The 12518-nt window shown below is 66.5% G+C and carries 13 protein-coding genes; 7 read left to right on the forward strand and 6 right to left on the reverse strand.

Annotated elements, in window-relative coordinates; all coding sequences use genetic code 11:
* Positions 1–112: 112 nt before the first annotated feature.
* The gene (locus ACW6W5_RS06165) at positions 113–598 is read right to left on the reverse strand and encodes a DUF456 domain-containing protein (RefSeq protein ID WP_152152662.1); all 486 of its coding nucleotides are present in this window, start codon (positions 596–598) and stop codon (positions 113–115) included.
* A gap of 231 nt (positions 599–829) precedes the next feature.
* On the opposite strand from ACW6W5_RS06165, the gene ACW6W5_RS06170 reads away from it, so the two are divergent.
* On the forward strand, positions 830–1033 hold the full coding sequence (locus ACW6W5_RS06170; RefSeq protein ID WP_019185917.1) for a cold-shock protein: 204 nt from the start codon (positions 830–832) through the stop codon (positions 1031–1033).
* A gap of 84 nt (positions 1034–1117) precedes the next feature.
* Here the strand turns inward: ACW6W5_RS06170 and ACW6W5_RS06175 are convergent, their stop codons facing one another.
* Together ACW6W5_RS06175 and ACW6W5_RS06180 are read right to left on the reverse strand one after the other, a co-directional pair.
* A complete protein-coding gene (locus tag ACW6W5_RS06175) occupies positions 1118–1603 on the reverse strand; it encodes a glycine zipper 2TM domain-containing protein (protein ID WP_019185918.1) in 486 nt (161 codons plus the stop codon).
* 118 nt (positions 1604–1721) lie between these two features.
* A complete protein-coding gene (locus ACW6W5_RS06180; protein WP_428999399.1) occupies positions 1722–2150 on the reverse strand; it encodes a hypothetical protein in 429 nt (142 codons plus the stop codon).
* 106 nt (positions 2151–2256) lie between these two features.
* Here ACW6W5_RS06180 and ACW6W5_RS06185 point away from each other — a divergent pair, with 106 nt between their 5' ends.
* The gene (locus ACW6W5_RS06185) at positions 2257–3069 is read left to right on the forward strand and encodes a tRNA threonylcarbamoyladenosine dehydratase (protein ID WP_121038003.1); all 813 of its coding nucleotides are present in this window, start codon (positions 2257–2259) and stop codon (positions 3067–3069) included.
* Positions 3070–3096: 27 nt separating this feature from the next.
* Here ACW6W5_RS06185 and ACW6W5_RS06190 read toward each other — a convergent pair whose 3' ends face one another.
* Positions 3097–3969 (reverse strand): LysR family transcriptional regulator, encoded by an 873-nt coding sequence (locus tag ACW6W5_RS06190; RefSeq protein WP_152152659.1) that lies wholly within the window; start codon positions 3967–3969, stop codon positions 3097–3099.
* Between the two features lie 97 nt (positions 3970–4066).
* Between ACW6W5_RS06190 and ACW6W5_RS06195 the strand changes: the two genes are divergently transcribed.
* Positions 4067–5470, forward strand: a complete 1404-nt coding sequence (locus ACW6W5_RS06195; protein ID WP_152152657.1) for an MFS transporter — start codon at positions 4067–4069, stop codon at positions 5468–5470.
* On the opposite strand, the gene ACW6W5_RS06200 is transcribed toward ACW6W5_RS06195, so the two are convergent.
* Both ACW6W5_RS06200 and ACW6W5_RS06205 read right to left on the reverse strand, forming a co-directional pair.
* Positions 5444–6217: a TatD family hydrolase gene (locus ACW6W5_RS06200; RefSeq protein WP_152152654.1), complete on the reverse strand. Its 774-nt coding sequence runs from the start codon at positions 6215–6217 to the stop codon at positions 5444–5446. The genes ACW6W5_RS06195 and ACW6W5_RS06200 overlap by 27 nt on opposite strands.
* Entirely contained in the window at positions 6214–6438 is a 225-nt protein-coding gene (locus tag ACW6W5_RS06205) for a DUF6116 family protein (RefSeq protein WP_152152652.1), read from the reverse strand. The genes ACW6W5_RS06200 and ACW6W5_RS06205 overlap by 4 nt, the downstream gene beginning before the upstream one ends.
* A 159-nt stretch (positions 6439–6597) precedes the next feature.
* On the opposite strand from ACW6W5_RS06205, the gene ACW6W5_RS06210 reads away from it, so the two are divergent.
* From ACW6W5_RS06210 to asnB, 4 genes are all read left to right on the forward strand, one after another.
* On the forward strand, positions 6598–7428 hold the full coding sequence (locus tag ACW6W5_RS06210; protein WP_123730792.1) for a glycine zipper 2TM domain-containing protein: 831 nt from the start codon (positions 6598–6600) through the stop codon (positions 7426–7428).
* 131 nt (positions 7429–7559) lie between these two features.
* Complete coding sequence (locus ACW6W5_RS06215; RefSeq protein ID WP_152152650.1) at positions 7560–8111, forward strand: GNAT family N-acetyltransferase; 552 nt, start codon at positions 7560–7562, stop codon at positions 8109–8111.
* 129 nt (positions 8112–8240) lie between these two features.
* Complete coding sequence (locus ACW6W5_RS06220) at positions 8241–10520, forward strand: thiamine pyrophosphate-dependent enzyme (protein WP_152152648.1); 2280 nt, start codon at positions 8241–8243, stop codon at positions 10518–10520.
* A 3-nt stretch (positions 10521–10523) separates the two neighbouring features.
* The gene (gene asnB / locus ACW6W5_RS06225) at positions 10524–12467 is read left to right on the forward strand and encodes an asparagine synthase (glutamine-hydrolyzing) (protein WP_152152645.1); all 1944 of its coding nucleotides are present in this window, start codon (positions 10524–10526) and stop codon (positions 12465–12467) included.
* Positions 12468–12518 lie beyond the last annotated feature (51 nt).

The following is a 12518-nucleotide window of genomic DNA, read 5'->3' on the forward strand; positions in this document are numbered from 1 at the left end:
CACAGTGTGGCCGCTGAGGACTATTCCCGCCAGCGCACGACACGGTCGATCTGATCCGGTTTATGCCGGTCAATGGTGTGGTCAGGGCGTGAAGCCGTCACGCCGCCGCCGGTCAGAAGAACCACGCGAACGCGAACAGGCCCAGCATCGCGATCACCAGCGCCAGTTTCAAGGCGAACCCGAGCAGGATGCCAACCCAGGTTGCCAGGCCCACCTTGGTCGAACGGCCGAGCTCGCGGGTATGCCAATACTCGCCCAGCAGCGCACCGGCCAGCGGCCCGACGAACAGGCCGATCGGCATGAAGAACAGCCCGGCGATGCTGCCGATGAAGGTGCCCCACAGCGCCTTGCGGCTGGCGCCGACCCGCTGGGCGCCGACCACCGTGGCGAGGATGTCCACCGCGAAGGAGAGCAGGGTCAGCAGCCCCAGTACCGCCAGGGGCATCCAGCCCACATGGACAAAGCCATCTGCCCATGCCGCCAGCAGCAGGCCGGCGAACACCAGGGGAATTCCGGGCAGGGCCGGGAGGAGGATGCCGGCGATGCCGACCAGTACCAGGAGGGCTGCTAGCAGATACAAGATGAATGAATGGTCCATGCTGTCGAGTATGGTTCCTGAAATGGGGTTGACATCGGAAGCTTTTAGCTAGTTGCTTTTTCGTTTTGCCCGGGTTAAGTTGCAGGCGCTGAGCTTGGCAAGGTCACCGTGGATCGTGGCCTGATGATGGTAGATCTTCCAGATCCGCTGCATCGTTGCACCCCGCTTCCCCTTGCTGTCAGCCGCCTGTACGGGTGTATCCAACAACAAGACAGTTAGGGAGTAGCTGAGATGGCTGAGAAGGGCACCGTCAAGTGGTTCAACGACGCGAAGGGTTTCGGGTTCATCAGCCGTGAGAGCGGCGAAGATGTGTTCGTGCACTTCCGTGCGATCGAATCCCAGGGCTTCAAGAGCCTGAAGGAAGGTCAAGCGGTCGAGTTCGAAGTGGTCACGGGCCAGAAGGGCCTGCAGGCCGACAAGGTCAAGCCGCTCTGAGCGCAGACCGGGTCCTGCCTGGTTGAAACACGAAAAGGGCCCGCTTGCGCGGGCCCTTTTTTATTTACGTGTGCGTTGCGCCGATCAGCGCAGGATCACCTTGCCGTTGACCACGCGGACGTAGGTGTTCTCGCGGATACCACCCAGATCACGCTGGTTGACGACGACGGTACGGCCGTCATCCATACGCACGGTGATGTCGAACGTATCGCTGGTCACGTTCTTCTGGATCTGGTTGCCGGCCAGCGCACCACCCACCGCGCCTGCGGCGGCGGCGATGTTCTTGTTGCCACGGCTGCCACCGGTGTGGTCGGAGATCTCATGGCCGGCGACGGCGCCGACGATGCCACCCAGCACCGCGCCGGTCGCGCTCGGTGCGCTGCGGCCCGAAGCGACCTGATTGATACGGGTCACGATGCCGCAGTCCGCGCAGCGGTTGGTGTTGTAGTTGCCGCCGGAATTGCCGTAACCGTTGTTGTAACCACTGCTGCCGTAGCCCGGCGAGGTGGTGGCACAGCCAGCCAGGGCGACGGTGGCAACGGCAGCGGCGGCAATCAGTTGAATCTTCATGGTGTATCTCCTGGCCAGAGGGGTGGTCGAATGCGTCTGGTGCGCATGGAGCAGATCGTGTCCTGTGCTGCGTGAACAGCGTGCCAATCCCGGTGCGCCAGGGTGGCTGGAAGATGAATCAGCGGAAATCCTGGTGGCAGGCCTTGCAGTCTGTCTGGATCTTCTCCACCAGCGTAGCCATGCCCGGGCAGTCGGTCGGCGGCGCGGCCAGGGCCTCATTGAGGGTGGCGCGCAGGGCGCTGGCGTGCTGCTGGAAGCCTTGGCTGTCCTTCAGGCCGGGAAAGGCCAGGTCCAGATCATTGGAGAGCGAGCGCAGCGTCTGCAGCCGCGGCACGGTGTCGGCCAGGCTGCAGCGGTTCTGCGCCTGCGCCGCCTGAAGCAACTGCACCTGGCGGTTCATCACGTGCATCAGCGAATCCGGGAAGGGGTCCTGGCGGGCCTGGATCGCGCGCGAGACCATCACCGTGGCGATCAGGCCGATCACCAGGCCAAGCAGGCCGACGAACAGATAGCGGTACGCGGCGGACGGGCGGCGGGGCGGGGACATAGGGTCGTTCATGGTGAGGGCTTCGGTGAGGGTGGCTGCGGCGATGGTACGACGCGTCCTGTCCACGGCGCGTCCCGGACCGCCCTGTGCACATTAAAATAGGGGCATGAAGAACGACGTATTGCGCGAACGATTTGCCGGCATCGACCGGTTGTATGGGGTAGGCACCGTGGATCTGCTTGCCACCCGCCGGGTGGCGGTGGTGGGCATGGGCGGCGTCGGCTCGTGGGTGGTCGAAGCGCTGGCGCGCACGGCGGTGGGCCATCTGACCCTGATCGATGCCGATGACATCTGCGTGTCCAACACCAACCGCCAGCTGCCGGCGCTGGCCGGCCAGTACGGCCGCAACAAGGCCGAGGCGATGGCCGAGCGCTGCCGGGCGATCAACCCGGACATCAGTGTCGATGCGGTCGCCTCCTTCTTGACCGTGTCCAACATGGTCGAGCTGCTGGACCGCGATTTCGATCTGGTGATCGATGCCTGCGACAGCTTCCGGGTCAAGGTCGAGACCATCGCCTGGTGCCGCCGCCGCAAGCTGCCGATCCTGACCGTGGGCGCGGCCGGCGGTCGTACCGATCCCACCCTGGTGCGGATCCGCGATGTCTCGCGCACCGAACACGACGCGATGATGGCGCTGATCCGCAAGAAGCTGCGCAGCGATTTCAACTTCCCCAAGAACGCCTCGCGTTACTTCGGCGTGCCGGCGGTGTACTCGCTGGAAAACGTGAAGTACCCGCAGGCCGACGGCAGCGTGTGTGGCATCCGCCCGAACCTAGGGGCCGACGCGGCGCTGAAGCTGGACTGCGGCGCCGGGCTGGGCGCGGCCACGCATATCACCGGCGCGTTCGCGTTCGCGGCGGTGGGCAAGGCGCTGGAGATGTTGATGAAGAAGCCGGCCACGGCGGTCACGGCCGACTGAGCCGCTGCGGTCACGCAGTGGACCGGCTTACGCGTCCAACCCGAGGCCGGGCCGGTCCGCGACGACTTTCGCCACAAAGTCCATGACCGTGCGTACCGATGGCGAGCGCCGGAGGTCACGGTGCACCACCAGCCAGATGTCACGCGAGAACGGCGCCCCGTCATGCTCCAGCGGAGTCAGTCCGGGCGCGGCGTCACCCAGAAAGCGCGGCAACGCGGCCACGCCCGCTCCGGCCAGAGCGGCTGCCCGATGACTGCTGATGTCGCTCAGTTCGCACGCCACGGTACGGCCTCCCGCGATCTGCAGCAGCCACTGCTGCTGGGGCATGTCAGCAAACTGCGTGTCATAGGCAATGAAGGCCCAGTCTTCGGGCCGACGGGTGGCGACGTACTCGTGGCTGGCATAGAGCGCGAACGGCATTCGTCCGATTCTGCGCACGACGCTGCTGGCTTCCTTGGGACGGACCAGCCGCAGAGCCACATCCGCCTCGCGGCGGGCGAGTGATACCTGCTGGGCTTGGGCCGACACGGAAAGTTGAATGCCGGGCTGCGCTGCCCGGAAGTCGGCAACCCGTTCCGCCAACAGGTGCGCCACCAGCACTGGCGGTGCACTAAGCGTCACCCTGGCATTGACGGCCTCCTGGCTGGCCCGGCTCACGCGGGCGACAGCAAATGCTGAGGCGTCCATGGCCTTGGCGTGCTCGTAAATCTGGACGCCCATCGCGGTAAGGCGGACGGAGCGTGGCAAGCGCTCGACCAGCGCAACCTGCAGTTCGACCTCCAGCGCCGCAACACGACGGCTGACGGTTGCATGGTCGACATGCAACGCCCGAGCCGCGCCTGACAAGGTGCCGTCGCGCGCAACCGCCAGGAAATGACGGAGATTCTCCCAGTCGAACATCGGTGCGTTTTCGCAGGTATGGAGTGTGATTTCGGGGAATTTTCGAGGGTGCTCGCCAAGCCTAGCATGGGCGGTCTCTTCTGCTTGTGGGACCCCAATGACAGCTTTTTCTGCTTCCGCGCGCGGTACGCTCTGGGCCGCCGCGCTCGGCTTCGTGGTGGTGCTGCTGGACATCAGTGTGGTCAATGTTGCACTGGATGCCCTGCAGCATGAATTTTCAACCGATGTGGCCGGCTTGCAGTGGGTGGTCAATGCCTACACCTTGGCTTTCGCCGCACTGCTGCTTACCAGCGGGGCGCTGGGCGACCGCTTCGGCGCGCGCCGGCTCTATCTCTCGGGCTTGGTGGTGTTCACTCTGGCGTCGGCTGCCTGCGGGCTTTCGGGCAGTCTGACTGTGATGGTCGGGGCCAGACTGATCCAGGGCATGGGCGCGGCGTTGCTGGTACCCAACTCGCTGGTCATGGTGCAGCAGGCATTTCCGGACAGCCAGGCACGTAGTCGTGCCGTCGGTTGGTGGGGCGCTCTCGGGGGAGCGGCTCTGGCTGCCGGTCCCGTGCTGGGCGGAGTGCTGGTAGCGCATGCAGGCTGGCGCAGCGTGTTTCTGATCAACCTTCCGATGGGTTTGATCGGGATCTGCCTGACGCTTCGGCATGCGGCGCCTTCCGGCGGCGGACATCGGCGTGGCCTCGATTGGAGTGGGCAGGTGGCTGCCATGGTTGCGCTGGCAGCGACGACCATGACCCTGATCGAGGCAGGTCAGCTGGGTTGGGAGCATGGCGTGGTGCGCGGAGGAGCCCTGTTGGCGCTCATGTCCCTCACGGCCTTCCTCTGGATTGAAGCTCGCAGCACCTCACCCATGCTGCCATTGAATCTGTTTCGGAATCACACGTTCTCCATCGTCTCGCTGGCAGGCGTCGCGGTGAATTTCGCCTATTACGGACTGATTTTTGTGTTCAGTCTGTTTTTTCAGATGCAGCAGCATCTATCCCCGCAACAGACCGGCCTGGCCTTTCTGCCGATGACCCTCGTTCTGGTCGCACTCAATGTGGTGGCGGGGCGCCTGATTACGCGGCTCGGTCCCAGGTTGCTGATGTTCATGGGTCTTGCGCTGGCAGGATCGGGTTACCTGTTGTTGATGCCGGTGAGCATCGGGGGCCATTACGCGCTGTTGATCGTACCGATGCTGATGGCGGCAAGCGGGGTCGCCTTGGTGGTGCCGACCATGACCAACGCGACGCTTGCATCGATCGACCGGTCGCGGGCAGGCATCGCCTCCAGCGTACTGAACTGTGCGCGACAGGTCGGCGGCATGCTGGGTGTCGCCCTGTTTGGTAGCCTGATCGGCAATGGCGCGCCGGATGCGTTCATGCATGGCATGCACATCTCGATCGGCATGTCGGCGGCAGCGCTATTGCTGGCGAGCGTCCTGTGCTGGTCTGGCATGCGGCCGGGGCCGCTCCACCCGTTGCGCGCTTCAGGAAAAACCGTGAAGCCCGAATAGGCTGCGCGCATTGGCCGTGGTCTGCGCGGCAATCACTTCGGCCCGCTCCCCGCGCAGTCGCGCCACCGTCTCCAGGATCACCGGCAAGCGTGCCGGTTCATTACGCTCTCCGCGGATCCCAGCATCCGGCTGATCCGGCGCATCGGTTTCCAGGAGCAGCTGCTCCAGCGGCATGCTGGCGACCAGGCGGTGCAGGCGCTGGGCGCGGTCATAGGTGAGCGGGCCGCCCAGTCCGATCAGGAAGCCCAGCTGGTGCAGTTGCCGCGCCTGCTCGGGGCTGCCGGAGAAGCTGTGCACCACGCCGCGCAGCCCGCCGATCTGCTTGATCGCCGCGATCACCGCATCCACCGCGCGGCGCGCATGCACGATCACCGGCAGGTCGAATTCGCGTGCCAGCCGCAGCTGGCCCAGGAAGTAGTGCAGCTGAGCGTCCACGTCCAGACCCTCCACGAAGAAGTCCAGCCCGCATTCCCCAACCGCGCAGGGGCGCTCGCGTTCGAGCCACGCACGCAGAGCCTCCAGGTGTTCGGGGCAATGCTGGTCCAGAAACATCGGGTGCAGTCCGTAGGCCGGGTGCAGCCCGTCGGCCAGCCGGCACGCATCGCGCAGGCCGGGCCAACTGGCGGCAGTGACGGCGGGAACGACCTGGGCCATGACGCCGGCCGCGCGCGCGCGCGCGATCACTTCAGGGCGATCCGCATCGAACTCGCCCGCATCCAGGTGGCAGTGGCTGTCGATCAACCTCACGCGCGGCGCTTGGCCGGCAGCGGCGGGGGAAGCTTGTCGCCGCGTCGCTTCCAGTTGGCCAGCAGCAGTGTGCCCAGGCCAAACAGGATTTCATCCACGAACGGCAGCGGATCGGGAATCACCAGCGTCACCGCGAACAGGGCGGCGGTGATCTTGAACAGGGTGGGGTAGCGCAGCCGACGGGCCCATTCCAGCACCGGCAACAGTATGGGATTGGACATGAGGCACTCCTGGGCAGATGCTGTAAACGCTATCACGAGCCCAAGGCTCACCGAACCTGAATGGGCGGCCGGATGTTCACGATCCGTGGAGATTCCGTTCAGGGTGGCCGTGCTGGAATTCACTCAAGAACGTTGCGGATCGTCCGCAAGGAGCCGGTTATGAAAAGTACAACTACTACTGCGTTGGTCGCTGCGGGTGCGCTGCTGGTTGGCGGTATCGCCACCGCTGCCTTCATGAAGGGCGGCAGTTCCTCGCCCGATGCGGTGACCGCTGCTCAGACCCGGCCCACTCTGGACACCACGCCACTGGCCGACGATGGCGCGCGCACCGATCAGCTGGCCATTGAAGACAAGGCGGGCAAGCTCGAGTACGCCGACATCGTCAAGGTCGATCCGCTGACCAAGAAGGAAAAGGCCTACGCCACCGTGATCGGCACCGAGCCGGTGCGCGAGACCTCCAGCACGCAGACGCCGCATGAAGTCTGCCAGGACGTGGTGGTGCAGGAACGCCTGCCCGAGCGCGACGGCAACGTTGGCGGTACCGTCGCCGGTGCCGTCATCGGTGGCCTGCTGGGCAACCAGGTCGGTGGTGGCAATGGCCGCAAGGCCGCCACGGCCGCCGGTGCCGTTGCCGGCGGCATGATCGGCAACCAGGTGGACAAGCGCCATGTGGGTGGCCGCGTGGTCAACCGCACCGAGCGCCAGTGCCATACCGAAACCGCGACCTCCGAGTCGACCCGCGTGACCGGCTACAACGTGACCTACCGCAATGAAGACGGCACCACCGGCACCATGCGCATGGCCAGCAAGCCGGGCAACCGCATCCCGATGGGCACCACCAATGCGGTCACCGGTTACAACGTGACCTACCGTTACGACGGCGCCGAGAAGACCGTGAAGATGGACAACAAGCCGAGCAGCGATCGCCTGCCGGTGATCGACGGCCAGCTGGTCACCCAGACCGCTGCACTGGATGCGAACAGGCAGTAAGTTCCTGCCGCGTCAATGCACCACCAGCACGCCGGCATCTGCCGGCGTGCGGCGTTTTGGGGCGAGCCGCACGGCACGCCGATCACGGCATCTGCGATCATCCCGGCACGCATGCAACACACGAGGACGCCATGAGCATTTTCGACCTCCGACTGGAGACCGACCGTCTGATCCTGCGCCCACCGCGCGCCGAGGATTTCGATGCCTTCCTGCGCTTCTGCTCGGACCCGGAGGTGATGCAGCACCTCGGTGGCGTGCAGGCCCCGTCGCAGGCGTGGCGCAGCTTCAGCTGCCTGGTCGGCAGCTGGCATCTGTACGGATTTTCGATGTTCTCGGTGATCGAAAAGAGCAGCGGTGAGTGGGTCGGCCGCATGGGCCCCTGGCAGCCGCTGGACTGGCCGGGCACCGAGGTCGGCTGGAGCATCCGCCGCGAGAGCTGGGGCAGGGGCTATGCGCCCGAAGCGGCCGTGGCGAGCATGGACTGGGCGTTCGACACGCTGGGCTGGGACGAGATCATCCACACCATCGATGCCGCGAACGAAAACTCCAGGATCGTCGCGCGCAAGCTGGGCAGCTCGCTGCTGCGCATGGGCGAGCTGCCGCCACCGCATGCCGGCAAGCCGATCGAGATCTGGGGCCAGTCGCGCCAGCAATGGCGGCAGCGACGCGCCGGCCAACGGTGATGCTGCACCCGCGCTTGGCAAAGGCGATGGGGTGAGGCCAGACTCGGCATCGCGGGCGAGCCGCCCGCGGTGCATGAGCAAGCGTCCATCCGGCTATCCGCCTACGCAACACGTCCCGGAGGGTGATGCATGTTTGCCGTGGTTCCCGATCCGATTCCCGCGCGCATGAAGGGCCTCAACCGGGCCGAGATCTGCGACGCCAACTTCATCGATTTCGTGCAGCAGTGGCGTGGCGAGCCTGCGCCGAGGCCAGCCCCCGGCAGCCCCGTCCTGCCCGGCAGCACGCTGGATGCGCAGGGCTTTGCCGACCTCTTCGAGTCGCAGCTGATCAGCCGCCACCTGGACCTGATGGCGCGCGTGCTGCGGGTGCAGAACAAGGTCTTCTACACCATCGGTTCGTCCGGGCATGAAGGCAATGCGCTGGTGGCGCGGCTGGCCCGGCATACCGATCCGGCCTTCCTGCATTACCGCTCCGGCGGCTTCATGGCCGAGCGCTTCCGCAAGCTGCCGGGCATGGATCCGGTGATGGATGCGGCGCTTTCGTTTGCGGCCAGTCGGGACGATCCTGCCAGCGGCGGACGCCACAAGGTGTGGGGCAGCAAGCCCCTGTGGGTACTGCCGCAGACCTCGACGATCGCCTCGCACCTGCCCAAGGCCCTGGGCACCGCGCTGGCCATCGAAAGCGGGCGACGCATCGGTCACACGCTGCCGATTCCCGAGGACAGCGTGGTGATCTGCTCCTTCGGCGATGCCTCGGCCAACCACGCCACCGCGCAGACCGCGTTCAACACGGCGGCGTGGGCGGCCTACCAGCGGCTGCCAGCGCCGATCCTGTTCGTCTGCGAAGACAACGGCATCGGCATTTCGGTCAAGACCCCGGACGGCTGGATCGCGCAGAGTTTCGCGCACCGCCCGGGCCTGGATTACTTCTTCGCTGATGGGCTGGATCTGGTCGAGGGGCATGCGCAGGTCGAGCGCGCGCTGGCGCATTGCCGGCAGACCCGCCGTCCGACCTTCCTGCACCTGCGTACCACGCGTTTGATGGGCCATGCGGGCACCGATTTCGAGATCGAATGGCGGCCGTTGCCGGAGCTGTGCGCCGCCGAGGCCAGCGATCCGCTGCTGCGCTCGGCGGCGATCGCGATGCAGTCCGGGTGGATGACCGCCGCGCAGGTGCTCGATCTGTACGAGCGCGTGCGCGCGCGCTGTTTCGCGGCGGCCGCCGAGGCGGACCGACGCCCGAAGCTGACCGCTCTCGCCGAGGTCATCGCCCCACTGGCGCCGTATTCGCCGGCGGCGGTGCATGCCGAAGCCACGCGCGTGGCCGCCGATGACGCGCGTGCTGCCGCATTTGGGGGTGCGTCGCAGTTGCCGGAAACACAGCCGCCGCGCCATCTGGCGATCCAGATCAACCAGGCCCTGCACGATCTGATGGCCAAGTACCCGGCCACGCTGCTGTTTGGCGAGGACGTCGCGCAGAAAGGTGGGGTGTACACGGTCAGCAAGGGTCTGCTCAAGGCGTTTGGCCCACGCCGCGTGTTCAACACCCTGCTGGACGAAACCATGATCCTGGGCATGGCGCAGGGCCTGGCCAACCTGGGCATGCTGCCGATCCCGGAGATCCAGTACCTGGCTTACCTGCACAACGCGGCCGACCAGCTGCGTGGCGAGGCGTGCTCGCTGCAGTTCTTCTCCAACGATCAGTACCGCAACCCGATGCTGGTGCGCATTGCCGGGCTGGGCTACCAGAAGGGCTTCGGCGGGCATTTCCACAACGACAACTCGATCGCTGCGCTGCGCGACATTCCCGGCCTGGTGGTCGGCTGTCCCTCGCGCGGCGACGATGCGGCGATGATGCTACGCACCCTGGCGGCGCTGGCGACCGTCGATGGCCGCGTCGCGGTGTTCCTCGAGCCGATCGCGCTGTACATGACCAAGGACCTGCACGCGCCGGGCGATGGCCAATGGCTGTTCCCGTATCCGGCCGCCGACCAGGCACTGGTGCTCGGCGAGGGCCGGGTCTACGCGCCGGAGGCCAGTGACCTGGTCATCTTCACCTACGGCAATGGCGTGCCTATGAGCCTGCGGGCGGCGCGGGCGATCGAGCAGCAGCTGGGCTGGCAGGTGCGCATTGTCGACCTGCGCTGGCTGGTGCCGCTCAATGCCGGTTTCATCGCTGGCCAGGCTGCCGATGCCCAGCGCGTGCTGGTGGTCGATGAGGGGCGGCACAGCGCCGGGGTGGGGGAGGGCGTGATCACCGCGCTGGTCGAGGCCGGGCTGGGGCACCTGCCGATCCGGCGGGTGTGCGGGGCCGATACCTACACGCCGCTGGCGGGGGCAGCATTGTGCGTGCTTCCAAGCGACAATGCGGTATTGAACGCCGCCCTCGCGCTGGCGCAGGACCATTGATACATGTGTGGATTGGCAGGCATGTTGCTGCCCGCTCCGGCAAGGGAGCAGGCAGCACTGGAAGAACAGGCGCGGCGCATGGGCGACGCATTGGTGCACCGCGGCCCGGATGACAGCGGGGTGTGGGCCGATGCCTCGGCCGGCATCGCGCTGGCGCACCGCCGGCTGAGCATCCTGGACCTGTCGCCGCTGGGCCATCAGCCGATGACCTCGGCCGATGGCCGCTACGTGCTGGCCTACAACGGCGAGGTCTACAACTTCGCCGAGCTGCGCGCCGAGCTCGACGCACTGGGGCATGGCTTCCGCGGCCATTCGGATACCGAAGTGCTGCTGGCCGCGATCACCGAGTGGGGCTTCGATGAGACCCTGCAGCGCAGCAACGGCATGTTCGCCATCGCCTTGTGGGACCGCGCGGAGCGCTGCCTGTGGCTGGCCCGCGACCGGGTCGGCAAGAAACCGCTTTACTACGGCTGGGCCGGTGAAACGCTGGTGTTCGGCTCCGAGCTCAAGGCCCTGTGGCAGCACCCGGCCTTCGACAACGAGGTCGACCGCGATGCGCTCACCCTGCTGCTGCGGCTGGATTACATTCCCGCGCCGCACTGCATCCACGAACGCTGTTTCAAGCTGATGCCCGGCCGCGTGCTGCGGCTGGATGCTGAGGCGGTAGCCGCCGGTGCTGCCGCGCATCGCCCGGACCAGTTGCAGCAGCCGTTCTGGAACGCGCGCGAGCGCATGCAGCAGGCCCTGGCCGCGCCGTTCACCGGTAACGATGCCGAGGCCGAAGAACGTCTCGATGCCGTGCTGCGCGACGCGGTGGCGCTGCGCATGGTGGCCGATGTGCCGGTCGGCGTCTTCCTCTCCGGCGGCACCGATTCCTCGGTGGTGGCCGCCTTGATGCAGGCACAGTCGAGCCAGCCGGTGCACAGTTTCAGCATCGGCTTCACCGGCTCGGATCATGACGAGGCGCCGCTGGCCAAGTCGCTGGCCCAGCACCTGGGCTGCGATCACACCGAGCTGTATGTCAGCGGTGCCGACGCGCTCGCGGTGGTGCCCAGCCTGCCGGCGATGTTCGATGAACCCTTCGCCGATGCCTCGCAGGTGCCCACGGCGCTGGTCGCCAAGCTGGCGCGGCAGGGCGTGACCGTGGCGCTGTCCGGCGACGGTGGCGATGAACTGTTCTTCGGCTACACCCGTTACCAGCGGGCGATGCGCAACTGGCGCCTGCTGGGCAAGGTGCCGGCGCCGCTGCGGCGCTGGATGGCCAGCCATGCGCATACGCAGGGCGAGGCCTCGCGCACGGGCGGGCTGGCCGCGCTGCTGGCCGAGTCCGGCGCGCGCGGCATCGGCGATGTCTACCGCAACCGCATTTCGCGCTGGCGCGATCCGGTGGCCGCCGTTCGCGGTGCACAGGCGGCTGGCAGTTTCTACGACCTGGCCGATCCGCTGCACGGCGCCGGCTCACCGGCGGACGCGATGATGCTGGCCGATTTCAGTACCTATCTGCCCGATGATCTGCTGTGCAAAGTGGACCGCACCAGCATGGCGGTCAGCCTGGAGGCGCGTGCCCCGCTGCTGGACTGGCGGGTGGCCGAGTTCGCCTGGTCGCTGCCGATGGCGATGAAACAGCGCGATGGCGTCAGCAAGTACCTGCTCAAGCGCGTGCTGGGCCGCTATGTACCGCAGGATATGGTGCACCGCCCCAAACGCGGCTTCGGTGCCCCGGTCAGCGCGTGGCTCAAGGGCGACCTGCGTGGCTGGGCCGATGAACTGCTGGATCCGGCGCGGCTGGCCGAGGAGGGGGTGTTCAACGTCGAGGCGGTGGCGCCGCTGTGGCAGCAGTTCAAGCAGGGCGAGCGCAAATGGCACACGCATCTGTGGAACGTGCTGATGTTCCAGGCCTGGCAGGCGCATTGGCGCAAGGCACGCGCCGACGTGACGCGCGCATAGCGCGACGCGTGCGAGTACATCTGGACGGAAGGCAGCCACCCATGGGTGGCT

It is taken from the genome of Stenotrophomonas sp. IS26 (assembly GCF_054188265.1).